The sequence below is a fragment of the Paenibacillus sp. PK4536 genome (assembly GCF_028594455.2).
Classification (GTDB): Bacteria; Bacillota; Bacilli; order Paenibacillales; family Paenibacillaceae; genus Saccharibacillus; species Saccharibacillus nuruki.
In genome coordinates, this window is record NZ_CP126313.1 from 724,306 (window position 1) to 742,874 (window position 18,569).

At 37.7% G+C, this 18,569-nt stretch carries 17 protein-coding genes; 5 read left to right on the plus strand and 12 right to left on the minus strand.

Features of this window, described 5'->3' with window-relative positions; translation table 11 throughout:
• Positions 1–3 precede the first annotated feature (3 nt).
• From PO903_RS03440 to PO903_RS03495, 12 genes are all read right to left on the minus strand, one after another.
• Entirely contained in the window at positions 4–1,044 is a 1,041-nt protein-coding gene (locus PO903_RS03440; RefSeq protein ID WP_273592598.1) for an ATP-grasp domain-containing protein, read from the minus strand.
• Positions 1,034–1,864: an HAD family hydrolase gene (locus tag PO903_RS03445; RefSeq protein WP_273592599.1), complete on the minus strand. Its 831-nt coding sequence runs from the start codon at positions 1,862–1,864 to the stop codon at positions 1,034–1,036. Before PO903_RS03445 ends, PO903_RS03440 begins: the two co-directional genes overlap by 11 nt.
• Positions 1,861–3,012, minus strand: coding sequence for a cysteine protease StiP family protein (locus PO903_RS03450; RefSeq protein ID WP_069327711.1), 1,152 nt, complete (start codon positions 3,010–3,012; stop codon positions 1,861–1,863). The genes PO903_RS03445 and PO903_RS03450 overlap by 4 nt, the downstream gene beginning before the upstream one ends.
• Positions 2,999–4,435, minus strand: a complete 1,437-nt coding sequence (locus PO903_RS03455) for a phosphoribosyltransferase family protein (protein ID WP_273592600.1) — start codon at positions 4,433–4,435, stop codon at positions 2,999–3,001. The genes PO903_RS03450 and PO903_RS03455 overlap by 14 nt, the downstream gene beginning before the upstream one ends.
• Entirely contained in the window at positions 4,377–5,585 is a 1,209-nt protein-coding gene (locus PO903_RS03460; RefSeq protein ID WP_273592601.1) for an HpcH/HpaI aldolase/citrate lyase family protein, read from the minus strand. The genes PO903_RS03455 and PO903_RS03460 overlap by 59 nt, the downstream gene beginning before the upstream one ends.
• A gap of 117 nt (positions 5,586–5,702) precedes the next feature.
• A complete protein-coding gene (locus PO903_RS03465) occupies positions 5,703–6,434 on the minus strand; it encodes a TerC family protein (protein WP_273592602.1) in 732 nt (243 codons plus the stop codon).
• Between the two features lie 135 nt (positions 6,435–6,569).
• Positions 6,570–7,898 carry a TerD family protein gene (locus PO903_RS03470; protein WP_137223082.1) on the minus strand — a complete coding sequence of 443 codons (1,329 nt, stop codon included), beginning with the start codon at positions 7,896–7,898 and terminating at the stop codon, positions 6,570–6,572.
• Positions 7,899–8,052: 154 nt separating this feature from the next.
• Positions 8,053–8,631: a TerD family protein gene (locus PO903_RS03475; RefSeq protein ID WP_069327707.1), complete on the minus strand. Its 579-nt coding sequence runs from the start codon at positions 8,629–8,631 to the stop codon at positions 8,053–8,055.
• A gap of 263 nt (positions 8,632–8,894) precedes the next feature.
• Entirely contained in the window at positions 8,895–9,470 is a 576-nt protein-coding gene (locus PO903_RS03480) for a TerD family protein (RefSeq protein ID WP_069327706.1), read from the minus strand.
• Between the two features lie 61 nt (positions 9,471–9,531).
• A complete protein-coding gene (locus PO903_RS03485; protein WP_069327705.1) occupies positions 9,532–10,131 on the minus strand; it encodes a TerD family protein in 600 nt (199 codons plus the stop codon).
• Positions 10,132–10,228: 97 nt separating this feature from the next.
• Entirely contained in the window at positions 10,229–10,675 is a 447-nt protein-coding gene (locus PO903_RS03490) for a tellurite resistance TerB family protein (RefSeq protein ID WP_069327704.1), read from the minus strand.
• 482 nt (positions 10,676–11,157) lie between these two features.
• Complete coding sequence (locus tag PO903_RS03495) at positions 11,158–11,382, minus strand: hypothetical protein (RefSeq protein WP_137223084.1); 225 nt, start codon at positions 11,380–11,382, stop codon at positions 11,158–11,160.
• A 691-nt stretch (positions 11,383–12,073) separates the two neighbouring features.
• Here PO903_RS03495 and PO903_RS03500 point away from each other — a divergent pair.
• The 5 genes from PO903_RS03500 (at position 12,074) to PO903_RS03520 (ending at position 18,453) form a co-directional block, all read left to right on the plus strand.
• Positions 12,074–12,310 (plus strand): helix-turn-helix domain-containing protein, encoded by a 237-nt coding sequence (locus tag PO903_RS03500; protein WP_273592603.1) that lies wholly within the window; start codon positions 12,074–12,076, stop codon positions 12,308–12,310.
• Positions 12,311–12,558: 248 nt separating this feature from the next.
• Complete coding sequence (locus tag PO903_RS03505) at positions 12,559–13,857, plus strand: DNA-binding protein (protein WP_273592604.1); 1,299 nt, start codon at positions 12,559–12,561, stop codon at positions 13,855–13,857.
• A 30-nt stretch (positions 13,858–13,887) separates the two neighbouring features.
• A complete protein-coding gene (locus tag PO903_RS03510; protein WP_273592605.1) occupies positions 13,888–15,243 on the plus strand; it encodes a helix-turn-helix domain-containing protein in 1,356 nt (451 codons plus the stop codon).
• 171 nt (positions 15,244–15,414) lie between these two features.
• Positions 15,415–16,800, plus strand: a complete 1,386-nt coding sequence (locus PO903_RS03515; RefSeq protein WP_273592606.1) for an SIR2 family NAD-dependent protein deacylase — start codon at positions 15,415–15,417, stop codon at positions 16,798–16,800.
• A gap of 243 nt (positions 16,801–17,043) precedes the next feature.
• Positions 17,044–18,453, plus strand: coding sequence for a DNA-binding protein (locus PO903_RS03520; protein WP_273592607.1), 1,410 nt, complete (start codon positions 17,044–17,046; stop codon positions 18,451–18,453).
• Positions 18,454–18,569 lie beyond the last annotated feature (116 nt).

Genomic DNA, 18,569 nt, shown 5'->3' on the forward strand with positions numbered 1-18,569 from the left:
TAGTCAAGATTGTTCCAATTTACGAATTAATACGGGTTGCTCTACATAACTCGCTAGAATACCAAACTCTGGATTCTGCTTTTCTACAGCATGCCCTAATGCTAATTTGACAGCTAAATAAGGGAAGTCGACACCACTCAGACAGGAGATATGCAATCCACCAGACATACGAGGATTGATCTCTAACACTTTGGGAATATCGCCTTGGTACTTCAGTTGTAAATTATAATTATACGGAATCTTATAGAACTGCGCCACTTCCTCCGCAAGTCGAATCAATTCCGGTACATTCTCAAGTAAACGTGCACGTCCGCCATCGGCTTTGCGGCGAGGGACAGCCGCTAACAATTCGCCTGTTGGAGAAGCCAGGCAATCGATACTATATTCATGCCCTTCTAGTACTTCCATAACCATAAGCTCAGGGAAAGACTCAACAGAAGATAAGATCTGAACCGTTTGCTCATAAGAAATATTAACATTGGGAACGTCTAGCAATTCCTCTAAAGCATTATAATTCGGTTGAATAACGCGGAATCCCAGTCCACCTTCTGAACGAGTAGGCTTAAAACATACGCCTAGCCCTTTGTCAGTCAAATCATCATACGCTTGCTTGAATTCTGCCACATTATGCACTAGATGATATTCAGGCACAATCATCAGACCATTCTGTTCGACTGAACGATAAAAGTTACCTTTATCTTCGATCACATCCAGTAGTTCTAGATTCGTACAAGCTACTACTTTGACACCAATCGCTTTAAAAGACTCAATCGCTCTCACAATATTGATCATCCGCCAGCGTGGAACAAAGACATCGATCTTATGACGCTTACAGAAATCCAGACAATACGCTACATACTCATCACCCGGTAGTGCCGGTTCAATCTCTGTATAATCACAAGCTTGAAACGAAACATGTTCCGCATCCCGATGTGTACCGTAAATTTCAAATTCCAGTCCATCCGGGTTATGACGAATATTATTCATATAATGATATCCGACAGCAAACCAACGATTGAACCAGACCCGTACTTTATGACTCATAGCTGACTTTCCCTTCTGTATCTAATGTAGCCACTACATATTGCAGAATCTCATCTGCGGCAAAAATGCCTGATGTAGATGTAAACGAATAATGACGAAGTGCAGGCTCAGCTACCGATTCACGATACAATTCACCATGAGCAGGAGCGATCGAATAGTCTGCAATATCAAGTAAGCCACGATCCAAAATCGAATCGCCCGAAGCAATTACTTTCGAAGCGCCTACTCTTTGCTTCACTTCAGTAATTGCCCGATTTTTGCTGACTGGAAAAGGAACCAGATACACTTTGCGTCCTTGTACTGACATCCCCCAGCCTAACGATTCTAATTGCGGTTGAAGAGCAAGCACAGTATCCAGTGGCATCAATTCGCGATCTACCACAATAGAATAAAATGTACTTTCCCAGAAATGTTCAGCTACGATCCAGCTGGGATCAGATACGCTATGGAATATAGCTAATGCTTCTGCCGCAGGAGCCGACTTGGCATACACATCTGCCAGAATCTGCTCGTGCCATGCTTGATCAACCACTCCATTGACTAGAATATTCGCTCCATTACTGGTAATCGCATATTGAGGAATCACGTTATTTTGAAAAATATGAATACGTGCATATTGATCGAGTGTACGAGTCGTGACCGGTACAAAAGTGATCTGCTGAGCCACACGTTGCAATTGTTGAAGAGTTGCTATGGAAATATAAGAAATAATCCGTTCTTTGTACGTCTCCGCAGGTTGCATCACCGATAGATCGACATCCATTCCCATCGAGCGTACCGAATAGATTAACGTCTGATCCAGATCACTAGCATAGATCATTCGCTTTCCCCCTGCCTTGGCTTAATAATGCCACAGCAAGAATACGTTAGATTCGGATAGACTTCGACAGGCACACCACGATCTTGAGCCAACAGCAAAATATGACGCAGATTCGGATTGTCTTCACGATCAACAAGAATTTTCCACGGTACACGACGTAACAAGACACGTGTCGTCTCTCCTACGCCCGGTTTCACTAGATTGATATCTTCGATCCCATACTGATCTTGAATCGACCGAATATCACTTAACCCTTGCCATGTAATCGGTTCAGGCGTATCTAGCAATTGTTGCGCTTGTTTTTTGGCTTCTTCAGCGATAGCAGGGAAATAAGAAGATACCTGATCGACAAACACATTGGATAGATCGCTATCTAACCATTCTTTATAAAATTTAGCACCATGAAAATCATGTTCCCCAATCAGATCGTCACGCAGTACCGTTCTACTCATCAATCCAGATACAGTCGAGTTCAGACAAGCACTTGGAATCAAAAAGTCTTCGCGTGTGCCATACGTATCCGAGCAGAAGCCAGGATCAGCCAGTACAGCGAGATCATCATTCAGACGAACTCCGTAATCTTTTTCAAATTGATCACAAGCCTGAATCAATACCTGACGGATCGCGCCCTTACCTGTCCAACCATCTACAAATTGTAATTCTTGCTCTGCACCATGTTGTTGGAAAATATATTTCAGTGCATTTTCGTCGATCCCTTTACCGCGAATAATAGAGATACTGTAATGCGGAACATCCAATCCATATTGTTGCATCAAATAGCGCTTCATCAAGATACCAATAGGCGTACCTGCTCTAGCAAGCGAAGCTAGAACCAGTTTTTGACCACGTTTATGCAAAATCAGTTCACTCACTACACCCGCAGCCAAAGCTACTTTTTCAGCAGATTCGGCTAACGTTTCGTGAAATAACTGAATATATTCAGGAGTTGGTTGATATTCTACAGGTAACATTTCCGAATAGTGTGTTCCCGTCTGGATCGCTTCTTCACGTTCCTCGGTACCACGCTCTAAATTTACATTACTTAAATCTTTCAATAGGAAAATCACATCGGATGGACTGTAGCTTCCAAGAGGTTCTGGATGTGGTAAGGGGAATGCTAGCAATTGCTCTTGTTTATGTTCGGTCATGATCTATCCCTTTCTCTTGCACCATTTGAGGACCACAGATCACGATACGAATCTGCTGGAACAGCTTGGAGCGTAATACATCGATTAATGGTTGGATACGTTCTTGAGGGACATCGCGTTCTAGAAAGACAAATACCTCATCATAATGCCCTTCCGGAATGTTATATACAAAGTTGGTTACACTACTATCTTCGGGAGAGGGGAAGGTATCTCCTGTCTGAATACTATAATGCGGCATGAGTGAACGATAAATCGGACTACGTGTTGTGGAATGGAACTTAATGGCATCACCCATTTCACTACTGATTCGCATCGGAATATACATAAATTCTTCGGTTCCCAGACATAATGTCCGTTGACCGGTTCTGTGCTCAACAAGTAATTGTGCAGCTTTTTCTATACTGATGGTGTTGCATAGATTATCATGTGCACCGATACCGAATCGTCCTGTACCTGTCATCAATGAAGCACGATTCTGATGACCATGTCCATCAATAGAGGCATATCCTTCTTGCTGTGCAAACAGATGATCCAGATAAATCATATCTACCGGAATATCTGCTAATTGCTCATGCAGTGTCATCGGATCATGAGTCAGACTCGGTTGTCCATCCACCGTAATCTGTCCTTTGATCAATGATAGCACTGTAATCGTAATATTCAGTTCTTGTTCTAGATCAGCAAATCGCTGAACATGAGCATCTTCTCGCCAATCCAGTAACGAAGCAACATAATACGTATCACGTGGATATTCAGCATGAATTTCCCGAATAATATTAAGGGCTGTTTTGCCTGTCGTAATCTCATCGTCTACCAAAATAATCGGATCGTTGCCTGTAATCATACCTTCTGATTGGGCATAACAGCGATGAGCTGTTGCATGGGAATGTTCTTCTTCAAATGTAATTACCGAGGATAGACCGGCTATATCATGCCGTGTCGTATGTACATACTGAGCTCCCCGATCAAACACTTGATACATACTATGACCTAACGCTGTCGCTGTCTCAGCAAAGCCAATAAACGATACAGGCGCAGGTAAAACAAGCTTTAGGTTCATCAATTCATGATAGGCTTCTGCCAAGCCTTCACCAGATGACATCGCTTGTAGAATACGAGGAAGTAACGCTGTTATCTTGGGATCAGATTGTTCCCGCATATCATTGTAAAGTAACAATGATAGTACTGCTCCACTCAGCAATGACAAATAAGGATCAACCGCCAGATGTTTGCCTAATACTTTGCTGACAAATAAAAACGAGCGCTTAGGATTAATACGTGCCGCCATCGTAAATAAGTGATCTAACTCTAATTGAAAAGGATTATGTTGCACTTCTACGTTTACCGTTAAGTCTTCTAGAATCTTATACGTATATACGTTGTTCTTGCTCTGAGAGAAGAGAGATGAAATGTTGTTGTTCATGTAGCACCCCATAAATTTGTGATCTTGCTATAATTTTTTGCGCCCAATTTAAATGAGGTTTGATTTCATTCATTTTGTTAGCATAGCCGCTTTTGAATACCCCGAGTTCGCCATTATTGTTACGAATAATACTTTCCGCATCTTCAAATTCTTCGCGGGTCACTGTATATAGTGATTGTACCAGACCAATATGCGTTGGATGAATAATCGTTTTGCCTATAATTCCATTTTCTTTATCCATAATGACTTCGCGAATCAATCCATCCACATGACGATTAATATACTCTTTCCGTAACTTACGTCCATCATCACCAAGCGCTTCTTCAAAAGGCGATTGACGCAACATCGGTTTGAGTACACGTTCACCATTGGCAAAGTATTCCCATACCGGCCCTGAGATTACATATGGCGAATCCATGCGACCGAATAAGTTAATAATATCAGACATACAGTCACGAATAGGCGCAATATCATAAATCGTCATATCTGGACTACGACGTAATCCGAATAAACTGGAGAAATCAGTCGCACCAATCCGTACATTCAGTACATACGGTTTATATGCATCTAATATTTTTTTGATCGCTAATAAATGTTCAACCCGACTTTCACGGTAGATCACAGCAGCTGTCTCCAAGATAGGCAGTCCATACAATACAGGAGCATGAATATCTTTCTCCTGATTATAACGTGCGATCGCTTGAAAATATTGCAATCCTTGTTCGGGATCGAATTTGGGTAACATAAAGCCTGTGATCAACTTCATCATTTCGCCTAACTGGTCGATCATTCGCTCTAATTGTCCAATACTGCGTACACGAATAAATAACAAAGGTAATCGATCTCTATGCACCTGTTCTTGCTGTAATTGGATATACAGTTGTGTCAGTTGTTGTACTAATAATTCTTCAGCCATTGCTACCTGATGATCTCCAACAGCATCTTCTAGATCAAGTACCCATGAAGTCAATCCTTGATGCCGCTCTGTCAAAATATCTCTAGCAATTGTGGGACGTGTTGCAGGACAATATAGTGCTGCGCCTACGGCATACGCCAATAGTTCCTGTTCGGAAGAGTTATTATAATGAATCGGTGCTGAATAGAACAATTCCTGTTCTTCTTCAAGCGATAAATAATTAAAGTAACGCATAAGTCTCCTCCTTTGTTGCACCGAAACTTGAGCTTGTTAAGCCGCCGTATAATAAATAAATCCCTCCTATTGTGCAGGCAGGAGGGATCATCCAATCTGTTGTAGCAGCAATCCTGATTAAGACTGTTCTTTTTTACGACGAATCGAACTGATGACCATCGTTCCTACAAACACCACAATAAGAATTGCAAAAAACAACACTTGAGAAATTTCAAAACCAAATGCGCCTACAATCATTTTGACTGCAATAATCGCAATTAAAATAAAAGCGGTTTTTTCAAGTTCAGGGAACTTATTAATCAGTTTCAAGAACAATTGAGCAACGCCACGCATCATCAAGATACCAATAATACCGCCCAGGAATAGTACCCAGACTTCATTACTGATACCAAAAGCAGCCACGACGCTATCAATACTGAATGCAATATCCATCATTTCAACCATTAATACGGTTTTCCAGAAAGACATTGGCTTGTTCTGTACTTCGTCTTTGTCTCCGCCTTTGAATAATCCTTTGTACGCAATATAGAACAGATACAATCCGCCAATGACTTTGACTGCTGTAAATGTAACCAGATACGTTCCAAGACCAATCGCCAGAAAGCGGAAAAGATAGGCTCCGAGAATACCATAGAACAAAGCCTTTTTCTGCTGTTTCGGTGGCAAATGTCTGACCATAACGGCTAACACAAGCGCATTGTCAGCGGACAATAATCCTTCTAATAGTACAAGACTTGCAATAACTCCCCAGCTCACTGGATCGGATAGAGTTGCAGCAATCTCACTCCATGAGAAGAAGTGACCGTAGTTATCAGCAATACTTTGAAAAAAATTACTGAACCAGTCCATACATCGTCCTCCATATACACTTCGTGTGTTAAGCGTGATGTCCACATTCTAATTATTTTAGAGGTGTATCAACACTTGTAATACCGATTTGTGTAAATTCTGTGTATGTTCATTATCATCATCTATAGCGATAGCCTAATCTTTGCTACCGGCTTTCCAGCGCATGCCCCAATTGAAAGCACGATCCATATCCGAATGACCTTTGAAATACTGAACCAACTTTTCGATACTAAAAGTTTCATTACCCACATTTTGTATCATTGCAATCGCACACATCGGACTGCGATTATCTGCTTCGTCTAGACGCACAATAATATCAGGTCCATTTTGTTGAGAAATAGTCACGACACCATCGGCATCTGTCCAACGTGTAATACCTTCATAGATAAAAGAAAAGACCAGAATACGCTTGATTTCGGATATTTTGTTACCGTTAATCCGCATATTTTCGCCACCTGCTATAGCACCTGTTCGGTCATCACCGTCTAGCGCTACAAAAGGCCAATTTGTCAAAGAACCAAAAGAATTACCGAGTGCTTGAACTACACCTTTATCACCATCTTGTAATTCATACAAGCAACCTAGATCCAGATCGACTCCTGAACTACGTTTGAATAATCCTTTTTTCTCCTGACGATTCCAGTTCAGATTGATCAGTAATTCCCCGAGGGTACCGCCCGATTTTTTCTGAAGATTAATCACATCGCCTTTTTTCTTAAGCTCAATCTTGGATAGATTTAAGTTTACTGAAGGCGTAGGAGCTGGTGTTGGCGCTGGAGGAGCAGGAGGTGGAGTCGATGGTCGATTAAGATTCATCGGCTTCGCCGGTATTGGAGCTGGTGCAGGAGGCGGCGGTGGTGGCGAAACAGGCTTAGGAGGTACTGGTGGTGTTGGTGGCGGTGTGGGAGCAGGTGTATCTTCTACCTCAACACCATAACTACCACATAATTCTTTCAGTCCACCAAAATAACCTGCTCCTACTGCTGCGAATTTCCATTCTGTCTGATAACGATAGAGTTCCCCTACCACAATCGCAGTTTCGGATGAAAATTGGGAATCGATATCATAGCGAAAAATCTCTGCACCTGTCGCTTCATGGGTACAACGTAAGTACGTACGATTCACCTGACTAAAATTTTCTGTCGGTTTATCGCTATTGTAAATGGTCAGCGTTACCGCAATTTTTTGAATATCTTGCGGAATCGCTCCTACATTTACTTTAAATTGACGAGCATCACTGCCTGTCGCATTTTCAACATAAGTAATAAAAGAATTGCCCGGGTTACCATAAAAAATAAGATCATTATCACTTTTCACTTTTCCATTTTGTTGAAGCAAAAAAGCAGAAGTATCTAATTCTAATGAAGCAGGTGCTTCCCAACCCAGCGAAATAATAAGCTGTTGAAGCCCTGGTGTTGTTTTGGTTATGTCTGTTTTTTGTCCTTTAACAATAGCTACACTCATAATTGTTTAACCCCGTAATTTATGACGTAAATGGTCCATTGTTCTTTCCTATTTTAGCATTAAATGCTAGTGACGAGTTAAAAAAAATAGGGCAGGAAACCCACCCTATTCATGTATAGTTCATGCTTTTGCCTTATTTGTTGAGACAACAGGATTATACTGGTAATCCGTAGTTCTGACACAATGCTGCCAGTCCGCCTGAGAATCCACTACCGATCGCTTGGAACTTCCAATCTGTTGCTTGACGATAGAACTCACAGAACACTACTGCTGTTTCTGTAGAGAATTCTTCACCTAGATCAAAGCGCAAAATTTCACTATTGTTATCTTCATTGACTACCCGTACAAAAGCAGCACTTACCTGTCCAAAATTCTGTCCACGTGCGTCAGCATCATGAATCGTAACGGTAATTCCGATACGCGAAATGCTAGCAGGCACTTTACTGAAATCGACAACGATCTGCTCATCATCCCCGTCACCTTCACCTGTTCGGTTATCTCCGGTATGCGTAACAGCACCATTGTAGGTCGTTAGATTATTGTAGAATACAAAATCCGTTTCTGTTTTGGCTTTGCCATCTTCATGCAATAAAAATGCCGAAGCGTCCAAGTCAAAATCGCTACCACCGCTATATTTGTTCGTGTCCCAGCCCAGACCTACCACAACACGTGTTAATCCTGGATTTGTTTTCGTAAGGTCGATCCGTTGCCCCTTGGATAAATTAATGGTCATCCTCTGCTCACTCCTTACCATCACTGTAATGTCATACTACATATGAGACTGAAACAAAACGGAGCTATGCGCTCCGCCTCATTGACAGCTTATTTAAAAGATAGAAAATGTTACAATATTTTGCTTTGCAAAAATCATTTTTTCATTGCACTGGGTCGCGTTTTTACTGCCAAACGCTAGAAGTAAGATATTTTGCTTTGCAAAAATCATTTTTTCATTGCACTTGGTCGCGTTTTTACTGCCAAACGCTAGATACCAAACGTTTATTGTAAGCCGTAGTCGCGTGTCAATCCTGCAAGACCATCTTTGTAGCCGTTACCGATTGCGTTAAATTTCCACTCTGCGCCATGACGGTACAATTCACCAACAACTACACCTGCTTCGATAGAGAAATCTTCTCCAAGGTCAAAGCGGATCAATTCTTCGTTGTTATCATCGTTTACGATACGAACGTAAGCGTTAGATACTTGACCGAAGTTTTGGTTACGAGCTGCTGCTTCATAGATTGTGATTGTAAATGCAATTTTGTCTACATCAGCAGGTACGTTCGGGATGTCTACTTTGATTTGCTCATCGTCGCCATCGCCTGCGCCTGTACGGTTGTCGCCTGTATGTACGACAGAACCATTTTCATTTTGAGGATTGTTGAAGAAAATAAAGTTTTTCTCGCTAGATACTTTACCTTCAGTATTCGCGCAAAATACAGATACGTCCAAATCGAACTCTCCGCCGCCATCATATTTATTTGTATCCCAACCAAGACCTACAGTGATCTTAGCCAATCCTGGATTACTTTTCGTTAAATCTACTTTTTGTCCTTTAGATAAGTTAATTCCCATGTTCAATTCCTTCTTTCCATGTGTATGATTTGGAGTTGCTGTTGAAGATAACGCTTACTGATTACGAATATTGGCGAGCCAAAATATCGATATGTGCGGCCTGTTTTCCTTGACCGATTGCGTTGAATTTCCATTCTGCTCCGTTACGGTAAATTTCACCCGTAATCAATGCTGTCATACCGGAATAATCATCCGTCAGATTAAAGCGAACCAATTCCTGTTGATTCTGTCCATTCATAATACGAATATAAGCAGACGAAATCATACCGAAATCTTGTTTACGTTGCTCTGCTTGATAAATATTAACCACAACGAGCACTTTATTCACATCAGCAGGTACTTTAGAAAGATCGATATGGATTTGCTCATCGTCTCCTGCACCTTCACCAGTTAGGTTATCGCCGCTGTGTTTGACAGAACCACAACCGCTCGTCAAGTTATGAAAGCAGACCAAGTTGGTAGCTTTGGTCAATTTATCATTTGCATCCAACAGAATCGCTGAAGCATCACAGTCGATATCTGCTTTTGCTTTTTTCATACCGAAGAATCCTTTAGATTGCGTTTCTGCGGGATCCCAACCCAAACCAACCACCAGTTGATTCAGACCGCTATTGCCTTTGGTTAAATCAATTTTTTGACCTTTGACTAAGCTGATACTCATAAAATGATATGACCTCCTTTGTAATACTGATATGTAATACTGTTATTACCGGAGAATCGTTTCAACTTTTTTGAAACTGCCTTCATTCTTACCCGACTTACAGTCCAAATTCAGAAGCATTCAAGCCAAGAACTGTCGCGATTTCGCGTACAACCGCTTGCTCTTGAGGATCAAAGTCACCATCTGCTGAACCGATCGCACTACATACACCAATCAACAATCGACCTTCTTCAGGTTTGCTTTTGAATTTACTGATCGCTTTAAGCGCTTCTTGCTTACCGATAATCGCATCAAATTCAAAATTTTCTACATAATGATTAAAGCGAGCAATCACCAAACTCATATCAAACACTTTCAATTGCTCATTGCGTCCGATATAACCTGCCATTTTTTGCTTTTCATCTGCGCTGATATTACCATCTGCTGCCGCTACAAGAGCACAACCTGCTACGATCGCTTCTAAAAAGTCCTTATTTTTGAACTTTTTCATCTGATCATTCAAGTTGCTTTTCGTACTGTTTAACCATGATTTGAATGCACTCATATCGATCACCTCCTATTTATCATAAACCAATTTGAAGCAGACCTCTAGTTTTGCAAATCTACAGTATTTATAGAAACCACTGTGCCTCTATATTTTCCCACAAGTTATCAAAAAAACCAAATTTCCCTTTTGAGTTTGTAGATTGATCTCAGCAAAGAAATAGTCTCTTCTCTCATAATAAGCCACAGCTCTCTTACTGAAACAAAAAGCACCTTAATCCGGTATATTTCCGAGATCAAGATGCTCTTTATCATTTAGCTATTTGTCTGTTCTAGATTGACGTTGCACAGTTCTACGTGGGGCGCATCACCGGGCAGAATAACGTATCTCCTTGTTACTCTTGCCACCGAGTATGACACATGTTTTTAAAACAGTGCTTTTTGTTTTTTGTAAACAACGATTTATTTTAACTTTTCCATAGTATAGGAAGAAAGGTAGGTTCATTTATAGTGTGAAGAAAGAATAAAAGTTAGAGTAGTCGCTTAGTGTGCACGATGATTCGTATTGAATGTGTCGCCAAAAAAATAACTAGAAATCATATCACCAATCGTTAATACGATGACTGCAATAACAGCAGATCCTATGGCTTCGTAGACACTGACATGAATACCATACATCCACACTAAAAAGATAATCATCGCCGGGATCAGATTCCAAATCATTTTCTTTTTAACACAATCGGTAAACGCTATGCTGACTCTGTTCATTCATAAGCCTCCATGTTAGATATAAAATAACAGCTTATAGAATATACCACAAAAATATCCATTTAAAACCATTTTAGAAGATATGTTTTGGAAATATTTTGAAATTCAACAAAACAGTCATTAAACGCCAGAAAAGAGCGTGATCTGTAGGCGATCATGCTCTTTTCTGGTCTTCTCTATTCATTTAGGGAATGTTTAGGTGTTCTATGATATCAACTAATTTACTACTTATGTGGTATGTTGCTACACAATTCTTCGGACTCACTACGTTTACTTGCTAGAGTATTTCTATTTATTTCCATATTTCTATAGGACAGCTATTTACATCTACAAGCTACTTTACTAATGTTATTTCTAGCGTGCTTATGAGCTTAGGGTATATAGGATTGTAGTGAGATCCTGTCAGCCAACATTTGTACTTCTACGTGTCCGTTTATAGGTCAGTAGTGAAGTAACTTGTATCCTTATTATTACAGGAGTTTTCAAAAAACGGATTCTTTTATTTTGTAATCACAACCTTTTTTTGTAATCCGTGAGTGTTTACTCCCAAATTCTATAGGTCAATAGAACCCTTATACTAAGTTACTAAAAAAGGTACTCTGACATTTTAAGTAACTTATAGAATAATAAAAAATATCATTTTCTGGAATCGTATAAGGATTATTGTATTTTTCGGAGGTGCTTACCGTTTATGAGCCCACTGGATACAGTACGCTCTCATATTGAGCAAGAACTGCAAGACAAAAAAATCAATTTAACGCAGTTTGAAAAAATATCAGGGATTAATCGTGGCGTATTGAGCGCAACACTCAATAGCAACCCACCTCGATCAATATCGATCAACCAGCTAGATCGTATGGCAGCCGCTCTCGATCGACCGGAAGGCTGGTTATATGAGCAACATGTTTATCGAAACGTTTTGATTTAGCAGAATTTATATTTGTTATAAGGAAAATAAATTAAAACTATAATTAACTAGATAAGAATGATGTTGCTCTGTCAACCGAAAGACATATAGATAAACTTTAAGAAAAATTTATTATTTTCAAAAATACATTGAATACATTTGATATGTCATTACGTAGATACAATATGAGCCGTACGATGGACTATACGTCTTTGATACAACTTTTTATTCGTTCGATGCCTTAATACAACAGTCAAGAGGTGAGCTGTATGGACAACCGAATAGCCTTATGTACGGAGTTAGAAAATGAGATTTCCCGACAAGGTTATTCTCTTAGTCGTTTCAGTCAAATTTCTGGAATCAATCGTGGCATTTTAAGTGCCACATTGAATGGAAACCCTCCCAAACCGATGTCGATTAATCAGTTAGATACAATGAATACTGCTTTGGGCAAGCCAGAAGGTTGGCTGTATGAGCTGTTTGTAGAACAATGCTTTGACGAACAAGGTAAAACGAATTGGCGACGTGTTAGCGCACTCCTATTCCGTTGTATTGAACTCAATCGAAACGTTTTGATTGATCGTATTTTGTGCTTGTTGCTTGAAGACATATCCTATCTTAATCACGTTTTTGAATTGGCTGAAGAACTCATTGTAGATAATCCGAGTGACAGTGTTATGCAGTTGTATGAATGTGTCGTGAGTAATGAGCGCAACTACCAAGCAGAACGGCTGGCGATCAGTCATTATCGTATTTTCCGCTATTCGATTAAACGCGATATTAAACAGAACTTTATAGCGGCTGTGACTTTCCAAGCTTTCTGTGATCGTCTGCCTTCTTATATGCAATTAGATGCTTGGTTGCAGTTGGCAAATGTGTACTATACCGCTAACGAATGGTTACTAATGGAAAAGTGCGGAGATGCTTTAATCGAATTATCCAATCGACTTTATAAAGAAAAGAAATACCATAATCTCAAAAGTGAGCGTTCTTTCGTTGTTTACTATGGACAAGGGTATCTTATCAAATCCATATTTTATCAAAAAGTAGGACAATATGAAGAATCAACAACATACATTAGGAAATATAGTGATCTGAGTTGGTTAGACGATCTGGATGAGTGCGGGCAACAAGAAGTAGAACGCTTCAAAATATTTGCTCAAGGCAACAGCTACTGTACCGAGTTATATAAAGGGAATTTTAGTGTACTGGATGGTTATGTTGCCTTTTTGGAAAACTATCCGAAGGAAACGATTCCGGGGTTGCTGACGATTCTAAGTACTGCAAATCAATACAATATTGTGGTTGATCATATTATCGAAAAATTTCATGAGCATATTACAACGAACTTATATATGGATCATTCAGCGAAAAAAAAATCTGTGGCAGACAATCAGTATACAAATATGTGTTACCAGTTAGCTGTCTATCAATCGAAACATGCGAGTCAGTCTACTAAACTTCAAAATACGATTAAACGATTTGATACATCATTACGTAAATGCAATATGAATCTCAATCTAGACTATACTTCTTTGCTTCAAAATGTCATTCGTTCCATGCCTTAACATATATCCTACTACATCGAGGTGATCTGCATGAAGCATCGAATAACCCTAATTACTGAACTTGAGTCCGAAATGCATAAGCAGGGTTATTCGCTTAGTCATTTTAGTAAGGTTTCTGGAATCAATCGTGGTATTTTGAGTGCTACGTTGAATGGAAACCCTCCCAAAATCATGTCGATCACTCAATTAGATGCTATGGCTAAAGCTCTGGGCAAACCGGAAAGCTGGCTATACGAATTATTTGTAGAACAATGCTTTTCAGAAGAAAATAAAGCGAATTGGCGACGTGTTCGTACACTTCTACTCCGTTGCATCGAACTCAATCGTGATGATCTAATCGGTGATATTTTAAACTCATTGATGGAAGATCCTACTCATGTCGCTCATGTATTCCATCTCGCAGAAGAATTAGTGGAGCAAAACCAAACGGTTGTTGCTGTACCTTTTTATGAATGTGTGATTGAGAATGAGCGCAATTATCATTCTGAGCGGTTAGCCATCAGTCACTATCGGTTATTTAGAGCATCATTAGGTCATAACATTGAAAATAATCTAAGAAAAGCCATGATCTTCTATCCATTTCGACATAAACTGCCAGAAGCTCTCGCACTAGATGCATTATTACAATTATCTAATATTTATTACACTGTTCGAGATTGGGAGCTTTTAGAGCAATGTGGTCATGAGTTGAATATATTAGCTTCCACAATTTATAAACAAGAATTTCAAAACAAGAAATTTACTAGAAAAACCTCTCCTATTAAAACATTACGACCTTTAGTTGTGTATTATGGACAAAGTCATATTATCAAATTTACAGCTTTAGAGCATAAGGGCGATTATACTAATGCACGTCTTGAATTAGAAGGTTTTACTGATTTGAGTTGGTTTGAAGGATTAGATGAAGAAGGAAAATACGAAGTAGAAAAGTTTAAAGTCTTTGCCAAATTCAATTATGCTAATTTGGAATTGCTATCAGGTAACTCTAGTGTATTAAAAGATTATTGTGAACTGCTAAAAGTCCATCCTAGTGAAATTCTTGCTAGTTTAACGATTATTTTAGAATCTGCCAATACTCATCAGTATGATATAGATTTTATTTTAGATACTTTTAATGATCACATTTATCCTCCAAATATTTTAGAGTATATTTATCAAGAAAAATTTCTAAATCAATATTATTTAGATGTAACTGTTGGAATTAGTCGCTATATTAATATCTATTATCAATTAGCTCTCTATCAATGCAACCGTGAAGTATATGATGAGAAATTAGAAAAAATACTTCTTGCTTTAGAAAATTCAGTTGAGAAGTACAGTCATGGACGTATTGTTGATTGTTTAGAATTGTTCCGAAAGTTACGAGATATGCCTAAAAATAATTAAGTTTTGTTTAGTTAATGTTAGCTATGTATGCTAAACTCCAATAAATTAATGACTACTTATATAAAGTATAATAAAATCGTAATTAGAATATATTAAAGGAAAGAAGGAACATGATGTCAAATTACCAAAATTATTTAGACGAATCTCTTTTTAAGATACGTACATTACTTAATGATAGTAATAGTAGACCTATTTTATTCGCTGGAGCTGGAATCTCAAGAAGATATTAATTCTCCTAACTGGGTCGGTCTATTAGAATATTTAATTAACTTAAATCCTGAAAAACAATATCCTATAGGCTATTATACTCAACAGTATACTGAAAATTTACCTAAAGTCGGGTCAAAAATAGTAGAGGAATATCATAATTATGCTTGGAAAAATCATAAAAATGATATATTTCCAAAAAAACTATTTGAAGGAAACTATCCCAGAAGCATATTTCTTAAATATCAAATTTCTTCTTATCTCGAACAATTAAGTGAGGCATTTGTTGTAAAAGATCATTATAAACAAGAAGAATTAGAAGCATTAATGAAAATAACTCCACATGCTATAATAACAACTAACTACGATTTGCTATTAGAAAAGCTATTTCCAAATCATAATCCTATTATTGGCCAACAAGTAATTCGTTCTAGAGAGTCAGCTAATTATGGACATTTACTAAAAATTCACGGATGCATTACTACTCCTAAAGAAATTATAATTTCAAGCGAAGATTATGATCTCTTTATGGAAAAACAAAAATATCTTATTGCCAAATTGTTAACATATTTTATGGAATATCCTATCATTTTTATTGGATATGCTTTAAATGACGAAAATATAAAATCTATTTTAGCAGACGTTTCAGAAATAATTGTTTCAGATGACGATGAGCCTGTCAGCAATATTTGGTTTATTGACTGGCAACAAGATCCAATTTCTGAAACGATGAAACCAGCCTCAGATAAGTTAATTGATCTTAATAATGGAAAATCTATTCGAATAAATTATTTACTTGTAAACGATTTCACTAATGTTTACGAAAGTCTTCATCAAAATATTAATGAACCTGTGGATATTATTCGAAATTTAGAAAATAATATTTATAATATAATAAAGAGTAAAACAGTAACTAATTTAGAAGCCAATTTATTAGATTTTAAATCAATTGGTGATATGGGTCAGCTTGCATCAAAATTAGGTTTTGAGTCAATAGACGGATCAGATAATACTACAAAAATAAATGTTGTAGGAGCTGGAGGAGTAACTGATCCTGAACAATTGGTATTATTATATCCTTATTCTTTAAGTGACATTGGAAAATTAATGGGCTACAAAGGATGGCATAGTGTCAAAAAATTTATGGGAGAAATTAAAAATGATACTGGATATGATATACAACAAGATAATAATTTATATCATTTAGATAGAGAACAAGGAAGTGGACGTGAAGCAAATCATCGCTATTCTAAGCTTGCTTTAGAATTATTTGAGCTAGTGAGAGATAAAAGTAAGTATGAAATTAGAGATTATTCAGGAAATGTTCTATATACAGGAAATGAACTATAAATAAAAATTTAAAAAGTTTCGACTGATTTCTAAAAATGGAAACTGAGCACCCAATAAGACATAGAAACCATAACTTCGCTTGTATGGTAACTATGTCTTTTGTGATTCCTAAATTTTGAAGATTTGATTAAAAGTAATTGACCCCCGTTCAAAGCGTAATGTATAATGTAATAAATTTGAATTTCATGGGCTTACTGGGGCGCAGCAACGGGAAACTTTCAACATAAAGGGGTGTGTTCGGTTATGATTACCAACACCACAACCATACGGCTTGAGATTGAAAAAGGAATTCGACAAAAAGGTCATTCATTAAGCAGCTTCGGTAAACAGGCTGGAATCAACCGTGGTATCATCAGCGGGATCTTGAATGGTAATCCTCCAAAATCGATTTCTATTCGGCAGTTAGACTTGATGGCAGAAGCTTTGGGTCATGCAGAAGGCTGGATGTATGAGTATTATGTGGACGAATGTTTTATTAATGAAAAAGCAGACTGGCGTCGGATCAAGGCATTTTTATTGCGTTGTACAGAGATTGGCAGATATGATTGTATCAAAGAAGTTCTTGATCGTTTGATGGAGGATTTGAACAATACGATATCAATCTTTGGATTGGCTGAAGAATTGTATGCTGAAGGTAAGGTACAAGAGTCGTTGCCATTCTATGAATGTGTGATTGAGAACGAAAAGCATCAGCATTCTGAAAGATTAGCGATTTCGCATTATCGAGTTTTTAGAGCTTCGATTGGTGAGAATACAGAAAAAAGCTTTAGATCAGCAATACGCTTTGAACCTTATCGTAATAGATTACCCGAAAATTTAATGTTAGATGCATTACTTCAATTAGCAAATGTTTATTATACTCTTCAAGACTGGAAAACAATGGAGTACTGTGCTGATGAATTAAAATTATTATTAGAACAAGTTTATAAGATTGATCCTCATTATCCTGAAAAAATAATTGCACCAAAAGAGACAGAGCGTCATATAGTTGTGTATTATGGACAAAGCTTTCTTTTGAAGTCTGTTGCTCTAGAATCCTTGGGAAAATATCTTGATGCAAAATCTTATATATCTGGATATGCTGATTTAAGTTGGTTTCCTGATTTAGATAGCGTGGGTCAAAAAGAAGTTGATAAATTTAAATTAGCTGCTATAGCAAACAAACATAATTTAGACTTGTTAATGGGTGACGACTCTAATTTAGATGAGTATGTTAATTTTCTTCAAAGACATCCAAATGAAATATTGCCTAGTATAATAGTAATTTTAGAAGCTGCTAATAAATACAACTTTGATATTAAAAACACTTTGAAAACTTTTTCAATATCATTTGATTCTGAAATCAATTTTCAAAATGATTATTATCAAAAATCTACCTATAAAGCACGGTTGGTAACATTCTATTATGAATTAGCTCTCTATTTTTTAATAAGAGAATTACACAACGATGGAATAAAATACGTTTTAAAAAGTTTAGAAATGGCTCTAGAAATAGTTAATAAAAATAAAGTTCTAGATTGTGTATCTTTATTTGAACAATTCAAAGCTTTTTCTACAGATAATCAGAAAGAATTTTACGAAAATCTAATTAGAGGGGTGAATAATGATGCGAAAATTCACATTGTTGCTAAGTCTAGCTTTGATATTAATTAGCAGTCCAGTGATAAATTCTTCTAACTTTGATAGCAAAATAACTACTAATAGCAATGGAGTAGGATTCTAAATAAAATTAAAAATAAAAAGAGATTCTAAAAAGAATCTCTTTTTAT